The organism is Terriglobia bacterium (assembly GCA_020072785.1).
Classification (GTDB): domain Bacteria; phylum Acidobacteriota; class Terriglobia; order Acidiferrales; family UBA7541; genus Acidiferrum.
The window spans coordinates 20170-41419 of sequence record JAIQGG010000007.1 but is presented as its reverse complement, the minus strand read 5'-3'; the positions used below and the strand labels follow the sequence as shown (position 1 = coordinate 41419).

Here is a 21250-nt window from a genome sequence, read left to right as displayed (position 1 = left end):
AGACTAGGGCGGGAAGAGGCGCCTGCAGGGGAAGGGGCCCGGCGATGGCGAATATTAGGCGAAAATAGTGTTTGCCTTTTGTTCGCCTTTGGGATACCTTCTCCCCGATGTTGCTGGCAGGTGCCCCATGCGTGGTTTGCTCCTTTGCGGTGAACGGCAGAGACTGGAAGAAGAGCTGGTGGAAACCCGGACGCGCGGGCGGAATTTGTCGCGCTTGCGGCAACTGACGTCGCCGGAGCGGGCCGCGTGGGAGCAGCGGGAGCGTGCGGCGCAGGCCCGGCTGCGCGACCACGAGACGCAGCATGGCTGTCAGCGGTAGTATGGGTATCTCTAACTAGCAGCGATTTGCAGCAGCAGGGCAGAGCAAGACGCGGCTGCAGAGCCAGAAAGGGATGGCGCGATGGTGAACCGAGTGGTAAGCTGCACGCCTAGCCACGTCCCCAAAGGGTCTCGCGTTGTTCCCGGCGCGGCGCCCCGGCCTGCGGCCCCCAAGGTCCCGGTTACACGATTCCTACTTTCCTCTTCCGAGGTGTGAAATGGCAGACGAGAAATCGAAAATGCTGGACGCGGCGATCGCGCAGATCGAAAAGTCCTTCGGCAAGGGCTCGATCATGCGCCTTGGCAGCCGCGATGTACTGGTGCCCGTGAGCGTCATCCCCACCGGATGCCTCTCGCTGGACGCCGCGCTGGGCGTGGGCGGCTTTCCGCGCGGGCGGGTCATCGAGGTTTACGGCCCGGAATCGGGCGGTAAGACCACCATGACGCTGCACGTCATCGCCGAAGCGCAGAAGCTGGGCGGGCAGGCGGCCTTCATCGACGCCGAGCACGCGCTGGACCCCGTCTATGCGCGCAAGCTGGGCGTGGACGTGGACAACCTCTTGGTGTCGCAGCCGGATAACGGTGAGCAGGCGCTGGAAATTGCGGAAACGCTGATCCGCTCGGGCGGGGTGGACGTCGTCGTCGTGGACTCCGTGGCCGCCCTGGTGCCCAAGGCCGAGCTGGAAGGCGAAATGGGCGATCCGCAGATGGGCTTGCAGGCCCGCCTGATGTCCCAGGCCCTGCGCAAGCTCACCGGCATCGTTTCCAAGTCCAGGACCTGCCTGATCTTCATCAACCAGATCCGCGAAAAGATCGGCGTCATGTTCGGCAATCCGGAAACCACCACGGGCGGCCGCGCGCTGAAGTTCTACGCCTCCATCCGCCTGGATATCCGCCGCATTCAGGCCATCAAGGAAGGGGACAAAGTCGTCGGGTCGCGCACCCGCGGCAAGGTGGTGAAGAACAAGGTCGCCGCGCCGTTCCGCGAGGCCGAATTCGACATCCTCTACGGAGAAGGCATCTCGCGCGAAGGCGACCTGCTGGACCTGGGCGTGGATAAAGGCCTCGTCGAAAAGAGCGGCACGTGGCTCAGCTACGGCAGTGAGCGCATGGGCCAGGGCCGTGAGAATGCGCGCATTTTCCTCAAGGAAAATCCAGACATTCGCGCCAAGCTGGAAGCTGCGCTGCGCAAGAAGATGGAAATCCCCACGCCGGGAACTGTGAACGGCGCCTCGGCTCCCGCGGCAACTCCGGCCGCGGCGCCGGCGCCGAATGACCGGGCTATGGGCGCGGCAGCTTCTGCGGCGAAGGGCAGGCCAGTGAACGGGCCTACGCGCTAAGAAGTTGAAGCGTTGAAGCGTTAAAGACTGGAAAGGCCGGAAAAGGTCTGGGGGCAAGCCGCGCGACGGCGCCCCAGACCTTTTTTCCGTTCTCGCTCCATGCTTTCAGCCTTTTCAACTTTTGAACTTTTCAACCATCCAATTTTCTTCTTCCCCTCCAGACCTGCCCCTTTGGACAGAGTTGATTTCACAACACATATCCACGTACTAGAGTGCTTGGCCTATTGCCTATCCCCGTGCGCTTCCCTACAATCGCTGTTGCCTCGGCCGCTGGCATGCCATGCGGCAGGGGCCATTTCGGGGGCGTGGAAGTGGGGACTATGAAGCGGGCAGCCAGGATATCGCGAAACGTGTTGGCCATATTGTTGGCGTGGGCCTGTGCTGTTCCGGCAGTCGCCGCCCCAGCGGCGGCCGGCGGCAAGGCGGGCGTGCGAGCATCGCGGCGGAGCAAGGGCCATGCGGCGTCGCGGTTCCGCGGCGTGCCCACCTTTGCCGATTCCACCAGTGAAGACATTGCGGCTTACGACGACCCGGTCATCCGCCAGGCAGCCGTCGAGGCCCTGGGCCGCTACAACGGCACGGTGGTGGCCGTGGATCCCAATACCGGGCGCATCCTGAGCATCGTCAACCAGAAGTTGGCCTTCTCCAACGGCACGATTCCGTGCTCGACCATCAAGCCCACGATCGCCGTCGCCGCGCTCGAAGAGGACGTCATCACCCGCGACACCATGCTCAAGGTCGGGCGGCGCAAGTACATGAATCTCACCGAGGCCATGGCCCATTCCAATAACCAATTTTTTGAAGAGCTGGGCCGGCGCATGGGCTTCGCAACCGTGTCCCGCTACGCCAAGCTCCTGGGGCTCGGCGAGCTCTCCGGCTACAACATGCCGGAGGAGCATCCCGGCCTTCTCCCGGCGATAGCGCCGGCGCACGGCGGGGTGGCGCGCATGTCCAGCTTCGGCGAAGGCATCCAGATGACGCCGCTGCAGCTCGCCTCGCTGGCCTCCGCGGTGGCCAACGGCGGAACTCTCTACTATCTGCAGTACCCGCGCACGGAAGAAGAGCGCGCGAATTTCGCGCCCCGCGTGAAGCGCCAGCTGGATATCGCCCCGCTGCTGCCGCCGATCCGCGAAGGCATGCTCGCGGCGGTGCTCTACGGCACGGGCAAGGCCAGTTTCGACCAGGGCGGCGACGAACTGGCGCTGGGCAAGACCGGCACGTGCAACGACCAGAAATCGCGGGTGGGCTGGTTTGTATCCTACGCCGACGAAGCGCGGCCGAAAATTGCGCTGGTGGTTCTCCTGCGCGGCAGCAGCCACCGCGTCATGGGCCCCACGGCCGCGGTGGTTGCCGGGCGGATCTACCGCAAGCTGCGCGAGCAGAACTATTTTGCCGAGGTGCCGCACCGCAACGAGTGGATCGGCGCGTCCGGCAACTGACTCTCTGTTCCTTGCTTCGTTCCCGGCGGGGCTATGCGCATCCTATCTCGCCTGCTCCTTGCCGTATCGTTCTCCACACCTCCGCCCGTTTCTCCCTTTGACTCCGGTTCCTGCTTGAGACAAAAGAGGGGTGCAGGGTAAGCTGAGAAGCGCTTTGTCCGGGTGTTCTCTCCCAGGAAGCATCGGGGACCGGGCGCGCGGCGCGGTGGGGCCAAAAGCTGCAGGGGCAGCGAGTAACTTGGGGGAAAGCGTGAATCGTCGTTTTGGCGTGGTGCTCCTGGTGCTGTGCAGCGCCGGGATGGGTGTGCTGGGTTACGTATTTCGCCAGCGGCTGGTGGCCACGGAGGCCTTTCAGCACGAAGTGCAACTGACGCAGAAAGAGGCCGCGTGGGCCCGGCAGCAGAGCGTGCTGCCGACGGGGAAGAAAGTTCCCGCGGGCGCGAATTTCATGGCCGCGCTGGAGAAGTTCGGCCTGAGCGCCGAAGAGGCGGCCGGCGCTTCCGCGGCGGCTCAGCGGGCCTTCAATCTGCGGCAGATGCGCGCGGGAAACATGATCACCGTGGGGCGTTCGGTGGATGGCGGGCTGCGCACCATCGAATACCGCATCGACCCGGAGCGGCTGCTGCGCATCGTGCCCGCGCCGGCGGACGGCAGCTTTTCCGCGGAAGTGCGGACGATTGCCGCAAAGACGGAGATCGTGGTGGTGAGCGGGCAGGTGGACGATTCACTGTTCAACGCCGTGGAGCGCGCGGGCGAAACGGCGGACCTGGCCATGCGTCTGGCGGAGATCTTCGGGTACGACCTCGATTTCTACACCGACCCGCGGCGCGGCGACACCTTCCGCGTGGTGCTGGAGAAGAAGAAATACGCCGGGGGGCAGACCGCGGGCTACGGAAAGATTTTCGTCGCGGAATACGACAACGGCGGGCATCCCTACCAGGCATTGCTCTTCCACGACTCCAGCGGCCGGCCCGCGTATTACGCGGCCAACGGCAATTCGCTACAGAAGGCCTTTTTGCGCTCGCCGCTGAAGTTCGGCGCGCGCATCACCTCGCATTTCAGCTACGCGCGCTTTCATCCCATCCTGAAGATCCGCCGCCCGCATCTGGGCATTGACTACGGCGCGCCGGTGGGCACGCCGGTGCAGACCATCGGTAGCGGGCGGGTGCTCTTTGCCGGGCGCAAGGGCGGGGAGGGCAACCTGGTGCAGATTACGCACGCCAACGGCTACGAAACCATGTACCTGCACCTCTCCAGGATGTTCGTGCGCACGGGCGAGCACGTGGAGATCGGCAAGGTCATCGGGCTGGTCGGCAGCACCGGGCTTTCCACCGGGCCGCATCTCGATTTCCGCTTTCTGCAGCGCGGCAAGTACAAGAACTTCGAGCACCTCGGCCTGCCGCCCGCCGATCCCGTCTCCAAGCGCAACCGGCCCGAATTTGAGACCGTCCGCGACAAATGGCTGCCCTTGCTGAAAAATCCGGCGCTGCTGCAGGCCAGCGTGGTGCAGGGTGAGTTGGCAGCGGTCCCGGCGCACGGCAAGTGAGAAAAGGCAGACAGGAAAGGGCGGGCTGAACGTCCGCCCGAATACAGGCGAGAAGCAGAAAGAAGAATTGTCCGGGCGCCGAGACGTAAGAGGTCGAGGCGCCCGTATTTTTTTGATGCCGGGCGGGAGAAAACTCGCATTCGCGAAGGGCCGTGGTATCTTGCGGTCTGCAAATCGTGGAAACTGTCCGGCAGTTGGGAAGAAGAAACTATTTTTCCTAGGAGAATCCATGCCCAAGCTGGTGAAAATTGCGGCCTATGCGCTAGTCGTGCCGCTGGGGCTGGCGGCCGCGGGCATCACGGCGACGATTGGCTGGCGGCCCCTTCTCGGGCCGAGAGCACGTCCGCTCACGAACCGGAAATTCGAAGCCACGCCGGAGCGGCTGCAGCGCGGCGCGTATTTCGTGGAGCATGTTGCCGCGTGCATGCACTGCCACTCGCCGCGCGACTGGAGCAAACGTGGCGCGCCGGTGATCGAGGAGATGAAGGGTGCGGGAACGTTATTTCCGCTCAAAGGCTTGCCGGGACGCTTGGTCGCGCCGAACCTAACCCCCGATCCGGAAACCGGCGCGGGCACCTGGAGCGATGATCAATTGGCGCGCGCCATCCGCGAAGGCGTCGGCCATGACGGCCGGGCCCTCTTTCCGCTAATGCCCTACGAGCGCTTCCGCGAGATGTCGGATGAAGACCTGGCATCGGTGATCGTCTATCTCCGCTCCTTGCCGCCTGTGCGCAACCCTCTGCCGAAATCGGAGATCATCTTCCCGGTGAAATATCTGATCCGCAATGTGCCGCAGCCGGTGCTGCAGCCCGTCTCCGCACCGGGACCCAACGCCGGGGTGCTCAGCCGCGGAAGGTATCAAACGCAGATGGCGAGCTGCATCGGATGCCACACGCCGCAGGATGAGCACGGTCAGCCGATTCCCGGCCTGGAATTTGGCGGAGGCTTCATCCTCGAGGGGCCGTGGGGCCGTGTGGCCAGTGCCAACATCACCTCCGATCCGGCGGGAATTTCCTATTACACAAGGGAAATGTTTATCCAGACAATTCGAACCGGGACGGTCGGCGGCGTGCGTGAGCTGGCTCCCGTCATGCCATGGCATGTCTTCCGGGGAATGACCGACGAGGACCTGTCGCTGATCTTCACCTACCTGCAATCGGTGAAGCCCGTGCATCATAGTGTAGACAACACGGAGCAGCCGACGTATTGCCGGCTATGCCGCAAGATGCATGGGCTGGGAGAGAGAAACTGAGGCGCGGCGCCGCATCCGCGGAGATTGGAGTCCAGCGGGAGAACCTCTTCGGCAGGTTCAAGGCAAGCAGGCCCGCTTTCACAGGCAAGAAATAAGACGGGCGCCAAAACCTTTGCGGTCGCGGCGCCCGAAGTGTTTTCGGATGCCGGGCTGAAGCCCGGCGCTATACGGACTGCCCTACTTGACTTCCCAGGTGTCCCCGGCGCGGAAGAGCTTGCCCAGATCGCCGCGGCCCTTCTTGGCGATGACTTCCTTGATCTGGTCGTTCATCACGTCTTCGTAGCGCGGCAGGTCGTCCCAGGCGCGCAGCACGCCGATGGGCGTGGGGAAGCCCGGGCGGTGCTCCATGTGCGAGAGCAGGAAGGCGTAGGACGCGCGGTGGTGATGGGCGTCGTGGACGATGAGGTCCTTCTCCGTGTACTTGTCGCCCAGTTGCACGACTTCGATGTCCCCGTCGGGCAGTCGGCGGATGCCCTTGTCGCGGTTCTTGCCGAAGATGAGCGGCTTGCCGTGCTCGAGCTGGATGACGTGCTCGCTGCGCGCGTCCTTCTCGGTGATGCCTTCCCAGGCGCCGTTGTTGAAAATGTTGCAGTTCTGCAGGATCTCGATGAACGCCGAGCCGCGATGCACCGCGGCATGCTTCAGGGTCTCCTTCAGGTGCGCCTGGAAAACGTCCACGGACCGCGCCACGAACGTGGCTTCCGAGCCGATGGCCAGCGAAATCGGATTGAAGGGCCGGTCGGGCGAGCCGTAAGGCGTGGACTTGGTGATCTTGTGGTATTCCGAGGTCGGCGAATATTGGCCCTTGGTCAGGCCGTAAATGCGGTTGTTGAAGAGCAGGACCTTGATGCCCACGTTGCGGCGCAGCATGTGAATGGTGTGATTGCCGCCGATGGCCAGGGCATCGCCGTCACCGGTGGCCACCCACACGTCCAGATCCGGGCGCACGGCCTTGATGCCCGTGGCCACGGCCGGGGCGCGGCCGTGAATGGAATGGAAGCCGTAGGTGTTCATGTAGTAGGGGAAGCGGCTGGAGCAACCGATGCCGCTGACCACCACGAACTTCTCCCGGGGAATGCCCAGCTCCGGGAAGACGGACTGCACGGCGGAAAGAATGGCGTAGTCGCCGCAGCCGGGGCACCAGCGGACTTCCTGGTCGGTCTGAAAATCTTTTTTCGTGAGATGCGGTAGAGCGGCCGTGGTCATGATCGAGTCTCCCTGATTCGTTCCGTGTGCTGCTGCCATTCCGGAGCCCGGCGCGATTCCTCGCGGAGTTTGCCCCGCCCCTGACGCGGCTCGGAATGGCGAAACTGTTGTTAGGCGCCGATTACTTCTTCGATCTTCACTTCCAGCTCGTTCTGCTTGAACGGGCGGCCCTGGATCTTGTTCATGCCGATGGCGTCCACCAGATACTTGGCGCGCAAGACCCACAGCAGTTGGCCCATGTTCAGCTCCGGAACGAGCACTTTCTTGTAGCGCTTCATCACATCCCCGAGGTTCTTCGGCAGCGGGTTCAGGTGCCGCAGATGCACGTGGCCGATGCGCCGGCCCTTGGCGCGCTGCGGCATGAGCGCCGCGGTGATCGAGCCGCACGTCGAGCCCCAGCCGATGATCAGCAGGTCGCCGTCGGGATCCCCCGCGGGAACGGCGTCGGGAATGTCCTGGACGATGCCCGCGACTTTGGCCGCGCGGATGCGCACCATGTTCTCGTGGTTGAGCGGCTCGTAGTTGATGTTGCCGCTGCCGTCTTTTTTCTCCAGGCCCCCGATGCGGTGTTCCAGGCCGGGCGTGCCCGGCACGGCCCAGGGGCGCGCCAGGGTTTGCGGGTCGCGCTTGTAGGGCTGATACGTTTCCGGATTCGTGGCGAAGCTCACCGGGATGGCCGGAATGTCCTGGAGCTCCGGGATGCGCCAGGGCTCCGAGCCGTTAGCCAGGTAGCCGTCGGTGAGCACAATCACCGGCACCATGTACTTGAGGGCGATGCGGCACGCTTCCACGGCGACCCAGAAGCAGTCGGCCGGAGTGGAAGCCGCCAGAACCGGAATGGGCGCCTCGGAGTTGCGTCCGAAGAGCGCCTGCAACAGGTCGGCCTGCTCGGTTTTGGTCGGCAGGCCCGTGGAAGGGCCGCCACGCTGCACGTCCACGATCACCATGGGCAGCTCGGTCATCACGGCGAGCCCCATCGCTTCGGTCTTGAGGGCCATGCCCGGGCCGGAAGTCGTGGTCAGGGCCAGCGCGCCGGCGTAAGAGGCCCCGATGGTCGAAGTCATGGCCGCGATTTCGTCTTCGGCCTGGAACGTCATCACCCCGAAATTCTTGTATTGCGAAAGCTCGTGCAGGATGTCCGAGGCCGGAGTGATCGGGTAGGAGCCCAGGAAAAGCGTTAGGCCGGATTTTTGCGCGGCGGTGACGAAACCCAGGGCCAGGGCCTGGTTGCCGCTCAGGCTGCGGTAGAAGCCCTTCTCCAGCTTGGCCGGAGGAATTTCGTAGCTGACCTGGAAGGCTTCGGTGGCTTCGCAGTAGCTGTAGCCGGCCTTGAGGGCCAGCTTGTTGGCTTCCGCGATCAGCGGCTTCTTGCTGAACTTGTCGTCGATCCAGCGGAAGGTCGGATCCATGGAGCGGTTGTAAAGCCAATAGCACATGCCCAGGGCGAAGAAGTTCTTGCAGCGGTCCATGGCCTTGGCGTCGATGCCCAGATGCTGCAGCGCGGCGCGCGTCAGGCGCTGGGCTTCTACGGAGAAGAGGCGGTACTTGTCCAGGGAATGATCCTCGAGGGGATTGCTGGTCATCTGCGCCTTGCGCAGGTCGCCTTCCTTGAAGGCGTCGCTGTTGACGATGAGGATCCCGTTGGGCTTGAGGTCGGCCTGGTTCATTTTCAGCGCGGCGGGATTCATGGCGATGAGCACATCCACGGCATCGCCCGGCGTGTACACCTCGCTCGAGGAAAAATGCAGCTGGTAGCCGCTGACCCCGGGGAGGGTGCCCGCAGGGGCGCGGATCTCCGCGGGGTAGTCCGGAAAGGTGGCGATGTCGTTGCCGTACAGCGCGACGGTGTTGGTGAACTGGCTGCCGGTGATCTGCATGCCGTCGCCGGAGTCCCCGGCAAAGCGGATGACCGCCTGTTCGATGACTTCGCGCTTGCCTTTGGTGAGAGGTGTTTCCGCGAGAGTGGACATGGTGACGCGTGACCCCGTTGGTTGCTGATGTCTCCCCGCATGCGGCGTGAGGAGTTGCGGCGCCCGGGCTTCGCGGCGAGCAGGTGCTTCGAGAGCGAAGTACCAGGAGCCCGCAAACAAAAATAATAGCACAACCGGGCGCGTGGCGCGGCGTTGTGTCCAAAACAGGAAGCCGCGCGGAAAAAAAGCGGGCGAAGAACGGCGCACAAACTCTTTGCTTGACGTTCGCTTTGTGTTCGCCTAGAGTAAAAGGCGAAAGTGTGCCGCGCGCCGCTTCCGCAGCGGGCGCCTAGGCGCAGGAGGAGACGAGCGATGGCTCTGACCAAGCGGCAGAAGGAAGTGCTCGATTTTCTGGTGTCCTTCGAAACCAGGCACGGCTACTCGCCGAGTTTCGAGGAGATCGGCAAGGGCCTGAAACTGACCTCCCTGGCCACCGTGCACAAGCACATCAGCACCCTGGAGAAGAAGGGTTTCATCCGCCGCGGCTACAACCAGAGCCGCTCAATCGAGATCGTGCAACTGCCGAAGCCGGTGAAGGAACAGGTGCTGGACCGCCGCGTGCAGGAGCTGCCCCTGGTCGGGCGCATCGCCGCGGGGCGGCCGCTGGAAGCGCTCGAGGATCGCGAGACGATTTCCCTGGGGGATTTTGCGCGCGGGGCCACCACCTTTGTGCTGCAGGTCAAGGGCAACTCGATGATCGAGGACCACATCCTGGACGGGGATTACGTGGTCTGCGAGCAGACCCAGGTGGCCAATGCCGGCGATATCGTGGTGGCGCTGGTGGGCGGGGAAGAGGCCACGCTGAAGCGCTTCTACCGCGAGGGTGCGGGGAAGATCCGCCTGCAGCCGGCGAATTCGGAGATGGCCCCCATCGTCGTGCCCGCCAGCGACGTGAAGATTCAGGGCCGCGTGGTGAGCGTGCTGCGCAAGTACTGAAGAACAGTAAAGATTCTAAGAGTTTTTCTATTTCCGGAATCACTCTCCGCATTTCTTGCCTGGATTTTTCTCCTTTGTTTTTCTTCCTTCCGCCATAGTCGATGAAATTTCCTGCTGGATTAGATTGGAAAAACGCCGTTGGGCGCGGCGGACATTCGTGAAACAATGTAGAATTCTGCGCTAAGCCGCTTTCCTCGCCGGGGTCACGGGAATGAAGAAGAACAAGCCGATCCATAAACTCCTTGCTGCCAACCGCAGCGAAATCGCCATCCGCATTTTCCGCGCCGCCAACGAGTTGGGGCTGCGCACGGTGGGCATTTATTCGCAGGAAGACCGCCTGGGGCTGCACCGCATGAAAGCCGACGAGGCCTACCAGGTGGGCGCGGGCAAAGGCCCGGTGGAAGCCTACCTGGATATCGCCGGGATCGTGGCTCTGGCCAAGGAGAAGGGCGTCGACGCCATTCATCCGGGCTACGGATTTCTGGCGGAAAACCCGGCCTTCGCGCGGGCCTGCGAAAAGGCCGGCATCACCTTCATCGGGCCGGCGCCCGAGCTGTTGGAGTTGCTGGGGGACAAGACGGCCGCGCGGCGGCTGGCGGCATCGGCGGGCGTGCCGGTGCTGCCCGGAACGGAAAAGCCGGTGGAATCGGGCGCGGAGGCGCAGCGCATCGCCGCGGAGATCGGTTATCCGGTGATCGTCAAGGCGGCCATGGGCGGGGGCGGGCGCGGGATGCGCGTGGTGCGCGACGCGGCGCAGCTGGAAGCGCGGTTGGAGGAAGCGCGGTTGGAAGCGCGCTCGGCGTTCGGCGATGCCTCGGTGTTTCTGGAAAAATATCTGCCCCGGGCGCGGCACATCGAAGTGCAGATCCTGGCGGACCACCACGGGAACCTGTTGCACCTCCACGAGCGCGACTGCTCCGTGCAGCGGCGGCACCAGAAGGTAGTGGAAGTGGCGCCGGCGCCGAACCTGCCGGCGCGGGTGCGCGAAGAATTGTGCGCAGCGGCGGTGCGCCTGGCGCGCAAGGCCAAATACCGCAACGCCGGCACGGTCGAGTTCCTCTACGACGTGGACGCCGCGAAGTGGTACTTCATCGAGGTGAATCCGCGCATCCAGGTGGAGCATACGGTCACGGAGATGGTCACCGGCATCGACCTGGTCCGCGCGCAGATCCTGGTGGCCCAGGGCTATGCGCTCCATGAAGCGCCGCTTTCCTTGCCGCAGCAGGAGAAGGTGCCGCTGTACGGCTCGGCGCTGCAATGCCGCGTGACCACCGAAGACCCGGAAAAGAATTTCGCCCCGGACTACGGCAAGATTTCTACTTACCGCTCGCCGGCCGGGTTCGGCATTCGCCTGGACGGCGGCACGGCCTATGCCGGAGCGGTGCTCGCGGCGCACTATGACTCGCTGCTGGTGAAGGTCACCGCCTGGGGTGCGAATCTCCCGGAAGCCTGCCAGCGCATGGACCGCGCGCTGCGCGAATTCCGCATCCGCGGGGTGAAGACCAACATCCTGTTCGTGGAAAACGTGGTGAACCATCCGCGCTTCCGCGCCGGCGAGGTCACCACCTCGTTTCTGGACGAATCCCCGGAACTCTTCCGTCTGCCCAACCGCAGCGACCGCGCCACCAAGCTGCTGCTCTATCTGGGCGACGTGATTCTGAACGGCAATCCCGAAGTGAAGGGGAAGAAGCCGGCCGAAGTCCTGGAAACGGCGGTGGTCCCCGCGGCGCCGGGAATCGCCCCGCCGGCGGGAACGCGCCAGTTGCTGCAGAAGCTGGGGCCGGAAAAGTTCGCGGCCTGGGCGCGCAAAGAGAAGCGGCTGCTCGTGACGGACACCACGTTTCGCGACGCGCACCAGTCCCTGCTGGCCACCCGGGTGCGCACGCACGACTTGCTGTTGACGGCCGGCGCCGTGGCGCAGCGCCTGCCCAATCTCTTCAGCCTGGAGATGTGGGGCGGGGCGACCTTCGACACTTCCCTGCGCTTCCTGCACGAGGATCCCTGGCAGCGCCTGCGCGAACTGCGCCGGCGCGTGCCCAACATCTGCTTTCAGATGCTGCTGCGCGGCGCCAACGCGGTGGGCTACGCGTCGTACCCGGACAACTTGATCGTGGAATTCGTGCGCGAGGCCCACACCCAGGGCATCGACATCTTCCGCATTTTCGATTCCCTGAACTCCATCGACAACATGCGCGTGGCCATCGACGCCGTGCTGGAGACCGGCGCAGTGTGCGAGCCGGCCATCTGCTACACCGGCGACATCCTGGACGCGGGGCGCCCGAAGTATTCCCTGAAATATTATGTGACCATGGCCAGGCAGCTGGAAAAACTGGGCGCGCATTTTCTGGCCATCAAGGACATGGCCGGGCTGTGCAAGCCGTATGCCGCGTTTCAACTGGTGAAGGCCCTGCGTGAAGAGATCGGTCTGCCTGTGCATTTCCACACCCACGACACCAGCGGCCTGAACGCGGCCTCGGTGCTCAAGGCCGCGGAGGGCGGCGTGGACGTGGCGGATGCCGCGCTAGCGGCGGTGAGCGGAGGCACCAGCCAGCCGAATCTCAATTCCATCGCGGAAGCCCTGCGGCACACGCCGCGCGACACGCGCCTGGACATGGAGACCCTGAACGAGTGCTCGGACTACTGGGAGACGGTGCGCACGTATTACGCGCCGTTCGACTCCGGCCCCAAGGCGGGCTCGGCGCGCCTCTACCAGCACGAAATTCCCGGCGGGCAGTACACCAATCTGCGCGAGCAGGCCGTGGCCATGGGCCTGGGGCACCGCTGGCGCGAAGTCGAGAAGACGTACGCGGAAGTGAACCAGCTTTTCGGGGACATCGTGAAGGTCACCCCGTCGAGCAAGGTCGTGGGCGACATGACCCTGTTTCTGATGGCCAAGGAAATGCGCCCCGAGGACGTGCTGCGTCTCGAGGAGAAGCACGACCTGGCCTTGCCGAACTCTGTGGTGGAGATGTTCGCGGGAGTGCTGGGCGTGCCGCCGGGCGGCTGGCCAAAGAAGCTGCAGAAAATCATCCTGCGCGGCGCGCCGCCCATTGCCGGGCGGCCCAGCGCCAGCCTGGAGCCGGTGAAGCTGGACGACGAGCAAAGCGCGCTGGTGAAAAAGACCGGGCACGCAGTGCGCCGCGACGATCTCCTGAGCTATCTGCTATACCCGGAAGTGTTCCTCAAATATGACAAGTTCCGCGAAACCTATGCGGACGTGAGCGTGCTGCCCACGCCGGCTTTTTTTTACGGTTTGCAGCCGGGCCAGGAAATCACCGTGGAGATCGAGCCGGGAAAGACGCTCATCGTGAAATTCCTGACGGCCGGTGATGCCCATCCGGACGGCACGCGCACGCTGTTTTTCGAGATGAACGGGCAGCCGCGCGAGGTGCAGGTCCGCGACCGCGCGCTGCGCGTGGCCGAGCGCGTACATCCCAAGGCCGACCCCGCGGAGCCGGGGCAGGTGGCCGCGCCGACGGCGGGCGTAGTCAGCGCCATTGTAGTGCAGGCCAATCAGACCGTGGAGCGCGGCGCCAAGCTTCTCACGCTGGAGGCCATGAAAATGCAATCGAACCTTTATGCGCCCATCGCCGGGCGCATCGTGAAGCTTCTGGTCGTGCCGGGGCAGCAGGTCGAAGCGAAAGATCTTCTGCTGATCATCGCCCCCTGAGAACCATGCTCCGCGAAACGTCCTGGACCGAGGACAGCGAAAGGACTGGCCCTTTGGCTAGTTACTCACAGGAACGCCGCGTGCACACCTGGTTTGCGGCGCGCCCGTCAGAGGAATAAAGTTCTTCACACCCCAGCCAGAAACCAGTTTGGGTGTGCAATCTCGGGGAGGATCGATGTGGGGTAACAAGAAACCGGATACGCCGCATGAGGCGCAGCCGGGAGCACGAATTCCGCAGAATCAACAGACACCGCCGAAACCCGGTCCGGCGGCTTGGGAGGATACAAAGACAATGAGTACAGATGCGATGCGTCCAACGGGCGCGACTCCGGACCGTGCGACCGCGCGGCTCGGGGCCGGCCTGCATGTGAAAGGTGAAATCAGCGGTAACGAGGATCTGCATATCGACGGCACGGTGGAAGGATTGATCCACCTCGAGGAGCGCAAGCTCACCGTGGGGGCCTCCGCCAAGCTGACTGCGGACATTATTGCCCGCGAGGTGGTGGTCTATGGCAGCGTGAAGGGAAATCTGCAGGCCAAGGACCGCATCGAGATCAAGAAGGATGGATCGGTGAATGGCGACCTGACTACGGCGCGCATCATGATCGAAGATGGCGCCTACTTCAAAGGCTCGATCGAAATCGACAAGAGCGCGGAGAAAGATAAGGATAAGGATAAGAACTCTTTCGCCCGCGCGGTCGGGGCTCCGGCCACGGTCACCGCACCCAAGAGTCTGTAGTCTTTTCCGGGAACGGCGCGGAGACCGTCTTCGCGCCGTTTTTCTTTTCGCTTTATCTTCCCGTTGACCGGAATATTACCCATCTTGACAAGTGCTTCTGTTTTCGCTATCTCTCCTGTCGCTTTCCTTTCGGATTAGAGATTTTGCGCCGCTGGCCGGGTGTCCCCGCCGGCAAAGCGGCGCCAGCAGGCGTGGGGTTGCCCCATGGGCCGCGTTCGGCGCTTCTTCTCCATACTGTTTTTCCTGGCCGCCTTCGGCGGAAGCACGGGCTGTGGCGGCGGGGGTAGCTCCGCGGGCCAGCAGGTTGTACCGCCAACTCCATCCGCCCCGGATTTCTCGCTGACCATCTCGCCGAATTCCCTGGCTCTGACCGGCGGCACAACGAGCGCTCCCGCCACCCTATCCGTGGGCGCGCTCCATGGGTTTTCGGGAAATGTGCAGGTGACGCTGAGCGGCTTGCCGGCGGGGCTGCCGTCGAGTCCGGTCAGCCCCTTCAGCGTGCCGGGCGGGGGATCGCAATCCGTGGTCTTCGGCGCCGTGCAGCCCCTGGCTGCGGGAAGCTACACCGTGACGGCGCAGGCCTCCACCGGGTCTCTCTCGCATTCCGCCAGCCTCAGCATCACCGTGCAGGCCGCTCCGCCGCCGCCCGCCCTGCCGCGCACCAACTTTGCGCGCACCGACTCCGTTCCTTCCGGCGACGATCCGCCGGGGGAATTGCACCGGCGGCGCATCGTCTACGATGCGGGCCGCCAGCATATCTTTGTCGCCAATCCCGCCATGAACCGGGTGGAAGTTCTCTCCAGCACGGATGCCACGCGGGTGGCGCAGATCGCCGTGCCGGACGCGAGCAGCGTGGACCTCAGCGCGGACGGCGCCACGCTATGGGTGGGTTCCGGTGTGCAAGAGATCACCGTGGTGGATGCGGCAGCGCTGCAGGTGCGCGCGCGCTACCCGGTGGCGGGCCTCCCGGGGACATCCAACGCCATTTTCAATTTGCCCATGGAAGTGGTGGCCCTCGCCGGCGGCAAGGGGCTAGTGCGCCTGCGGCGGCCGGATGCGCTGGCGGCGCTGCCGGCCCTGTGGGATCCGGCGACAAACAGTTTTACGGATGTGACGAGCCGCGCCCCGGCCGTCTTTCAGAACGGCGCCGGTGTGCTGGCGCGCAGCGGGGATCACACCAAAGTGCTGGCCGCGGCTGGCGACACGAGCGGTAGCGTGGCGTTGTTGGATGCCAGTGCGAATGTGGCGGTGGGGCCGGTCACGCTGGGAACGGGCAGCATCGAGCTGGCGGCGGCCAACGGCGACGCCAGCCGGTTCGCGGTGCTCCTGGTGAACGGCGGTGTGGCACAGGTGCTGCTGCTCGACGGTACACTGCAGGTGCTGGCTGCGCGGGCGGCGCCCGGCGCACACGGCCTGGTCTTTTCGCGCGACGGCAGCGCGCTCTATGTCAGCGAGAATGCCGACCTGCCACCCGTGATTACCGTGCTGAGCAGCCAGGATCTCTCTGTGCTCGGACAGGCGCCGGACCTCCGCATCGGGGGAGAACGCTCGGAGATTGAGGAGGCGGACGAGACGGCGCAGATATTTGGCATCGCCAACCGCGGCGTGAGCTTTCTCGATGCCGCCAATCCCGGAACGCTCCCCTCCACCGCGCCGGTCTTGGCCGCGGTGCCCGCTCTGGCTCCGCCGGAAGGGCCGGCGGCGGGGGGCACGGCAACCACTCTCGCGGGGCAGAACTTCGAGGCTTCCGCGCAGATGCGCTTCGCCGCGCAGCCCGGCTTGAGCGTGAACGTCGCCGGCGCGACGCAAATGCAGGCTACTTCGCCGCCGAGCGCGGGGAGCGGTCCGGTGAACGTCGCCGCCTATTTCCCGAGCGGGTGGCTGGCCCTGGCGCCCGCGGCGTTCAGCTACGGCCCGCAGATTCTCGAGGTGCTGCCCAACGCGGGGAAAAAGCCGGGCGGCGACACCGTGCAGATCTACGGTCACGGATTTGGCGCCGATGCGGCCGGCATCAGCGTGACGTTCGGCGGGGCCGGCGCCACGGTGCAGAAAGTCGAGGACGTGACCGCGCTTCTCTCGTCCGGCAGCGTGGGCGCGGACTATGCCTTTCCCATCGAGCGCCTCACGGTGACCACGCCCGCAGGCACGGCGGGGAAAGCCGATGTGGTGGTACGCGCGCCGGCGGGCAATGTGACGGCGGCGAAGGCCTGGCAGTTTCTGCAGGACGTGCAGACCTACGCCAAGGCCGGCCTGTACAAATTTCTGCTCTACGACCGCCCGCGACAGCTCGTCTATCTCAGCAATAACGACCATGTGGACGTCTTCGATCTCGCGGCCAAACAATTTCGCGCCGCGGAACTTACGCCGTCGTGCGGCGCACCGTCCACGGCGGGTCTGCGCGGGCTGGCGCTGACCCCCGACGGCACGAAACTCGTGGTGGCCGATTTCGGCTCGCAGGCCGTGGATCTCCTGAATCTCGATGCGCCGGGCAGTTGCGTGCAGGTGACCAGCACGGTCGTGCCCGTCGGCGGCGTGGCGGGTTTCACGCTTTCCGGGCCGGCGCGCGTGGCGGCAACCAGCACGCAGGCCGTCTTCGTGGGTTTGAGCGGAGAGGCCGGATCGGCGGGGGCCTGCACGGGCTGCTTGAAGATGATCGATCTGACGGCCAATCCGCCGGCGGTGCTGGCAGGGCCGCAACCGGCGGCGAGTATCGCGCCCGGTGCGCCGTTGCTGCAGGCCGCGAAGAATGGCGACCGCGTGTTTCTCGCGTTTGGAGCGGTGCCGGGCGGGCCGGTGGCGGTGTGGGATGCGGCCACGCCCGGCCAGTTTACAGCGACGCCGGGGAACGAACTGGCCGCGGATTTGGGTGCGGCAGCGGATGGAACGATTCTTGCTACGCGCAACAGTGGCGCGGCGGAAATTCGTGGCGTGGACCTCGCGGTGCTCTCCGCTCCGTCCGCCGCGGAACTCGAACAGATACCGGGGCGCGTGCTGGTGCCGGGGTTGGCGCTGCATCCCAGCGGAGCGCTCCTCTACCAGCCGTTTCTGACGGGCGCGCCGGGCAGCGCGGGGGTGCGCGGCGGAGTGGACATCCTGGACGCGCACAGCGGCCAGCTGCGGCTGCGCGTCTTCCTTCCCAATCCGCTGCTGACGGCAGCTGATGGTTTGCGCGGCAGTTTCTTTGCTACGGATGAGAACGGGCAGAGATTGTTTGCCCTCACCTCGGCGGACAACACCGCGCAGAACGCCGGACTGACTGTGGTGCAGCTGGCGAACGTGCCGCTGGGGATCGGGTCCCTGGCGCCGGCAACGGGGCCGGCGGCGGGCGGGACGCAGATCACGCTGCGCGGCAGCGGCTTCCAGAGCGGGGTGCAAGTGACCATCGGCGGCGCGGCGGCCGGCGTCACGCTGGTGGATCGGAACACGCTCACGGTGACCACCCCGGCGCTGCAGGCCGGGCCGCAGCTGGTCGTGGTGACCAATGCGGACGGCGAGAGCGTGTCGCTCGACGCGGCCTTCACGGCGAATTGAAACCCTTCTGCAGGACTATCGGTCAGGCCCGAAGGTGGTCAGGTTTCCAGCTCTTGATGAGCTGCTTGATGGTTTTGCGGTCGCTGAGTTTCTCGTCGAGGACCTTGCGGGCCAGCGCGGGAAGTTCGGCGTCGCTGGCAAAGCGCAGGGAAACGAACTGGTCGCGGGTGAATTCGCCGCTGCGCGCCTGGAGATCGGCGGGGAGCAGGCGCTCGTAGCGCAGGCGCTCCTCCAGGCGGATGACGCGGTCCTGCACGGTGAGCGCGAACAGGCGCGCGCAGAAGAAGAGCACCACGAGGGCCGCGGCCAGCAGCACCCGCATCACACTCTCGAAGGAGAGACCCGTCCTTACCAGGTGGTAGATGGCCCACCCGAGATTGACCGCGAAAACGGGCATCGCGAAGTAGTGAAACGCGGGAACCATCTTGGTGTGATTCGCATAATTCTGTTCGCTCATGAACTTTCCTCCTGAAATTGCAACGTCCGCTATTTCCCGAAATCGTTCTTGAACACTTCGCCGTTCTTCATGACGAAGCGGACTTTTTGCAGCTCGGCGATGTTCTGGAGCGGATTGCCGGCCACGGCGATGACGTCGGCGTAGGCGCCGGGGGCCAGGACGCCGAGATCCCCCTTGCTGTCCAGCATTTCCGCAGCGCGGGAAGTGGCCGATTGGATGGCCTCCATGGGACTCATCCCCAGCTTCACCATGTACTCGAATTCGCGGGCCATGGGCTCGCTCCACGGCAGGCCGCCGGTGTCCGTGCCGAAGACGATTTTGAGATTGGCCTTCAGCGCCTTGCGGAAGGAAGTTTCGTGGAGCGCGACCCGGGCGCGGTCGCGCACCCCGGCGGCGGTGTTCGCCGGGGCCCAGTCGGAGTAGTAGGCCCCGATGGTCGGGCAATACCAGGTGCCCTGGCGGGCCATCTGCGCGATCTGCGCGTCGCTGATTTCCAGCCCGTGTTCCAGCGAGTCGCAGCCGCCATCCAGCGCGCGCTGCAGGCCGATGCCGTTGTAGGCGTGGCAGGCGACTTTCTTGCCCCAGCCGTGCGTTTCATCCACGACCGCTTGGAGTTCCTCGAGCGTCAGCGTGGGCTGCGCGACAAGATGCCCGTCCTTGTCGGCCCACGAGCGGTGCGTCATGTACACCTTGATCCAGTCGGCGCCGTGTTCCAGTTGCTGGCGCGCGGCCTTCCGCGCCTCCACGGGGCCGTCGATCAGCTGCGCGCCCTTGGGCATGTCCAGTTCGGGAGCGTAGCCTTCCAGGTTGTAACCCCCGGTGGTGGAGATGGCTCGGGTGGAGACGAACAGCCGCGGGCCGGGGATATAGCCCGCCTCGATGGCCTGCTTGATGCCCACGTCGCCGTAACCGGCGCCTTCGGTTTCCACGTCGCGCAGGGTGGTGAAGCCCTGCTCCAGCGCGCGGCGCACGGAGACCGTGGCCCGCGCCGCGCGCAGCGCCAGGCCCTGGCGGAGGATGTTGGCGTCGTAGCCGCCCTGTGCGGGGTCTTCGCCCTGCAGGAAGATGTGCGTGTGCGAATCGATCAAGCCGGGGAGAACCGTGGCGGAGGAGAGGTCGATGATTTGCGTGCCTTGCGGGATGGCCGCGCCGCCGTCGGTGATTTTTTCGATGCGCTTGCCGCGCAGGAAAATGAGCTGATTCTTGCGCGGGGCGTCGCTCGTGCCGTCGATGAGCGTGCCGGCGCGCAGGACGGTGAAGGGCGGCGCGCTGGACTGGGCGCGGGCCAGGCTGGCGCAGAAGAGCAAGGCGCTAAGCAGAACTGTGCAGCGTGAACGTGACATGGGTTCCTCCGCGATCAACAGATGCGTGAGAGCACACTTGTACCGTGTGTGGGGAGGGATTGCAAGGCGGCAGGCAAGGCCCCAGAAAGATGGGCCTGGCCCGCCCTTCTCCGTAACGCGCCTTGCGGCATCTCGCGCCCATTCCCGTGAGAAATTCGCGCTAGATCAAGTTGATGCGCTTGGCGTGCGCGGTGAGCTCCTCGCGGAAGTTGGGGTGGGCGATGCTGATGAGGGCCAGGGCGCGGTCGCGGGTCGAGCGCCCGCGCAGGTTGACGCAGCCGTATTCGGTGACGATGTGCTCCACGTCCATGCGCGTGTCCGTGGCCATCTGCACGTGCGGAACGATGCAGGAGATGGTGTCGCTTTTGGCGGCGGATTTGAGCGCGATGAACGATTTGCCGCCGCGCGACAGCGAAGCGCCCTTCACGAAATCGAACTGGCCCCCGGCGCCGCTGTACTGGTGGCCGTTTATGAATTCGGCGTTGACCTGCCCGTAGAGGTCGATCTCGATGGCCGTGTTGACGGAAATGAGGTTGTCATGTGCGGCGATGATGCGCAGATCGTTCACGTAGGACACCGCGTAGCTCTCCAGGGAGGGGTTGTCGTTCATGAAGGCGTACATTTCGGCATTGCCCAGGGCGATGGTGAAGACGTGTTTGCGCGGATGCAGCGTTTTCTTGCGGCCATTGATCACCCCGCGCTGAATGAGGTCCACGAACGGCGGGCTGAAGAGCTCGCTGTGGATGCCCAGATCGTTGTGGTTGTGCAGAAAACGCGCAACGGCGGTGGGCAGATTGCCGATACCGAACTGCAGGGTGCCGCCGTCGTGGATCATGGCGGCGATCGTCTTGCCGATGGTCAGGGAATCTTCATCGGGTTCGCGCAGGGGAAATTCGGGCAGGGGCACGTGGTTTTCGACGATGGCGTGAACCTCGGAGACGTGCACGGCGGAATCCCCGAAGACGCGGGGCATGTAGCGGTTGACCTCGACGATGACGCGGTCGCAGTGGCGGATGACCGTGGAGGCGTAGTCGTTGTTGGTGCCCAGGCTGAAATGGCCGGAGGCATCCATCGGGGAGACGGTGATGACGAAGGTGTTGACGCGGATGGCTTCGGTGAGGGCCCGCGGAATCTGGCTGAAGTTGCAGGGAATGTAGGAGATATATTTGCGGCCTTCGGCGATCCCGCGATTGATCATTTCGCGGTCGGGCTCGCCGATGAAGAAGTTGCGGGCTTCGATCTTGTCCAAAATGTCGGGCTGGATGAGCGTGTCGGCTAGAGGCTTCAGGGACTGCTGGTAGACAAGATGCAAATCCTGGAGAGAACCGCAGCGGACGCGGTCGGCGACGGCGCGGGCCAGGGCCGCGGGTGCGCCGACGCCCAGAGCCACGCAGAGGACGCTGCCGTCGGCGATCAAGGCGGCGCCGGCTTCGGGGGTGATGAGTTTATGAACGTATTGCGACTGCGGGGTTGCAGCGGACATGCGGCACCTTCTCTTTGCGG

General features: G+C 64.7%; 15 protein-coding genes. 9 read left to right on the top strand and 6 right to left on the bottom strand.

The features are described from left to right. The first annotated feature begins 127 nt into the window (after positions 1 to 127). Both LAN61_14745 and recA read left to right on the top strand, forming a co-directional pair. A complete protein-coding gene (locus LAN61_14745; GenBank protein MBZ5541773.1) occupies positions 128 to 319 on the top strand; it encodes a hypothetical protein in 192 nt (63 codons plus the stop codon). 217 nt (positions 320 to 536) lie between these two features. Then, positions 537 to 1658, top strand: a complete 1122-nt coding sequence (gene recA, locus LAN61_14740; protein MBZ5541772.1) for a recombinase RecA — start codon at positions 537 to 539, stop codon at positions 1656 to 1658. Between the two features lie 20 nt (positions 1659 to 1678). Here the strand turns inward: recA and LAN61_14735 are convergent, their stop codons facing one another. Further along, positions 1679 to 1849 carry a hypothetical protein gene (locus tag LAN61_14735; GenBank protein ID MBZ5541771.1) on the bottom strand — a complete coding sequence of 57 codons (171 nt, stop codon included), beginning with the start codon at positions 1847 to 1849 and terminating at the stop codon, positions 1679 to 1681. Between the two features lie 159 nt (positions 1850 to 2008). On the opposite strand from LAN61_14735, the gene LAN61_14730 reads away from it, so the two are divergent. The 3 genes from LAN61_14730 (at position 2009) to LAN61_14720 (ending at position 5895) form a co-directional block, all read left to right on the top strand. Beyond that, positions 2009 to 3097, top strand: coding sequence for a penicillin-binding protein (locus LAN61_14730; GenBank protein MBZ5541770.1), 1089 nt, complete (start codon positions 2009 to 2011; stop codon positions 3095 to 3097). A gap of 250 nt (positions 3098 to 3347) precedes the next feature. Then, a complete protein-coding gene (locus LAN61_14725) occupies positions 3348 to 4643 on the top strand; it encodes a M23 family metallopeptidase (GenBank protein MBZ5541769.1) in 1296 nt (431 codons plus the stop codon). 229 nt (positions 4644 to 4872) lie between these two features. Further along, positions 4873 to 5895: a c-type cytochrome gene (locus tag LAN61_14720; protein ID MBZ5541768.1), complete on the top strand. Its 1023-nt coding sequence runs from the start codon at positions 4873 to 4875 to the stop codon at positions 5893 to 5895. 177 nt (positions 5896 to 6072) lie between these two features. Here LAN61_14720 and LAN61_14715 read toward each other — a convergent pair whose 3' ends face one another. Beyond that, positions 6073 to 7101, bottom strand: coding sequence for a 2-oxoacid:ferredoxin oxidoreductase subunit beta (locus tag LAN61_14715; protein ID MBZ5541767.1), 1029 nt, complete (start codon positions 7099 to 7101; stop codon positions 6073 to 6075). A gap of 110 nt (positions 7102 to 7211) precedes the next feature. Further along, positions 7212 to 9071, bottom strand: a complete 1860-nt coding sequence (locus LAN61_14710; GenBank protein MBZ5541766.1) for a 2-oxoacid:acceptor oxidoreductase subunit alpha — start codon at positions 9069 to 9071, stop codon at positions 7212 to 7214. Between the two features lie 312 nt (positions 9072 to 9383). Here LAN61_14710 and lexA point away from each other — a divergent pair, with 312 nt between their 5' ends. The 4 genes from lexA to LAN61_14690 all read left to right on the top strand — a co-directional run bounded on the left by lexA (position 9384) and on the right by LAN61_14690 (position 17947). Beyond that, positions 9384 to 10007: a transcriptional repressor LexA gene (gene lexA / locus LAN61_14705; protein ID MBZ5541765.1), complete on the top strand. Its 624-nt coding sequence runs from the start codon at positions 9384 to 9386 to the stop codon at positions 10005 to 10007. Positions 10008 to 10218: 211 nt separating this feature from the next. After that, the gene (locus LAN61_14700) at positions 10219 to 13677 is read left to right on the top strand and encodes a pyruvate carboxylase (GenBank protein ID MBZ5541764.1); all 3459 of its coding nucleotides are present in this window, start codon (positions 10219 to 10221) and stop codon (positions 13675 to 13677) included. A 292-nt stretch (positions 13678 to 13969) separates the two neighbouring features. Continuing rightward, positions 13970 to 14416, top strand: coding sequence for a polymer-forming cytoskeletal protein (locus LAN61_14695; protein MBZ5541763.1), 447 nt, complete (start codon positions 13970 to 13972; stop codon positions 14414 to 14416). Positions 14417 to 14620: 204 nt separating this feature from the next. Further along, positions 14621 to 17947 carry an IPT/TIG domain-containing protein gene (locus LAN61_14690; GenBank protein MBZ5541762.1) on the top strand — a complete coding sequence of 1109 codons (3327 nt, stop codon included), beginning with the start codon at positions 14621 to 14623 and terminating at the stop codon, positions 17945 to 17947. A gap of 22 nt (positions 17948 to 17969) precedes the next feature. Here the strand turns inward: LAN61_14690 and LAN61_14685 are convergent, their stop codons facing one another. The 3 genes from LAN61_14685 to LAN61_14675 form a co-directional block, all read right to left on the bottom strand. Further along, the gene (locus LAN61_14685) at positions 17970 to 18404 is read right to left on the bottom strand and encodes a DUF6526 family protein (protein ID MBZ5541761.1); all 435 of its coding nucleotides are present in this window, start codon (positions 18402 to 18404) and stop codon (positions 17970 to 17972) included. Between the two features lie 29 nt (positions 18405 to 18433). Continuing rightward, the gene (locus LAN61_14680; GenBank protein ID MBZ5541760.1) at positions 18434 to 19747 is read right to left on the bottom strand and encodes an amidohydrolase family protein; all 1314 of its coding nucleotides are present in this window, start codon (positions 19745 to 19747) and stop codon (positions 18434 to 18436) included. A 160-nt stretch (positions 19748 to 19907) separates the two neighbouring features. Beyond that, on the bottom strand, positions 19908 to 21230 hold the full coding sequence (locus tag LAN61_14675) for a 4-hydroxybutyrate--acetyl-CoA CoA transferase (protein ID MBZ5541759.1): 1323 nt from the start codon (positions 21228 to 21230) through the stop codon (positions 19908 to 19910). Positions 21231 to 21250 lie beyond the last annotated feature (20 nt).

What these genes read in the sequence shown, in the direction of transcription:
- LAN61_14745 (MBZ5541773.1), top strand. Translation starts at nt 128, where the DNA reads ATGCGTGGTTTGCTCCTTTGCGGTGAACGGCAGAGACTGGAAGAAGAG.
- recA (MBZ5541772.1), top strand. Translation starts at nt 537, where the DNA reads ATGGCAGACGAGAAATCGAAAATGCTGGACGCGGCGATCGCGCAGATC.
- LAN61_14720 (MBZ5541768.1), top strand. Translation starts at nt 4,873, where the DNA reads ATGCCCAAGCTGGTGAAAATTGCGGCCTATGCGCTAGTCGTGCCGCTG.
- LAN61_14715 (MBZ5541767.1), bottom strand. Translation starts at nt 7,101, where the DNA reads ATGACCACGGCCGCTCTACCGCATCTCACGAAAAAAGATTTTCAGACC.
- LAN61_14710 (MBZ5541766.1), bottom strand. Translation starts at nt 9,071, where the DNA reads ATGTCCACTCTCGCGGAAACACCTCTCACCAAAGGCAAGCGCGAAGTC.
- lexA (MBZ5541765.1), top strand. Translation starts at nt 9,384, where the DNA reads ATGGCTCTGACCAAGCGGCAGAAGGAAGTGCTCGATTTTCTGGTGTCC.
- LAN61_14700 (MBZ5541764.1), top strand. Translation starts at nt 10,219, where the DNA reads ATGAAGAAGAACAAGCCGATCCATAAACTCCTTGCTGCCAACCGCAGC.
- LAN61_14695 (MBZ5541763.1), top strand. Translation starts at nt 13,970, where the DNA reads ATGAGTACAGATGCGATGCGTCCAACGGGCGCGACTCCGGACCGTGCG.
- LAN61_14690 (MBZ5541762.1), top strand. Translation starts at nt 14,621, where the DNA reads ATGGGCCGCGTTCGGCGCTTCTTCTCCATACTGTTTTTCCTGGCCGCC.
- LAN61_14685 (MBZ5541761.1), bottom strand. Translation starts at nt 18,404, where the DNA reads ATGAGCGAACAGAATTATGCGAATCACACCAAGATGGTTCCCGCGTTT.
- LAN61_14680 (MBZ5541760.1), bottom strand. Translation starts at nt 19,747, where the DNA reads ATGTCACGTTCACGCTGCACAGTTCTGCTTAGCGCCTTGCTCTTCTGC.
- LAN61_14675 (MBZ5541759.1), bottom strand. Translation starts at nt 21,230, where the DNA reads ATGTCCGCTGCAACCCCGCAGTCGCAATACGTTCATAAACTCATCACC.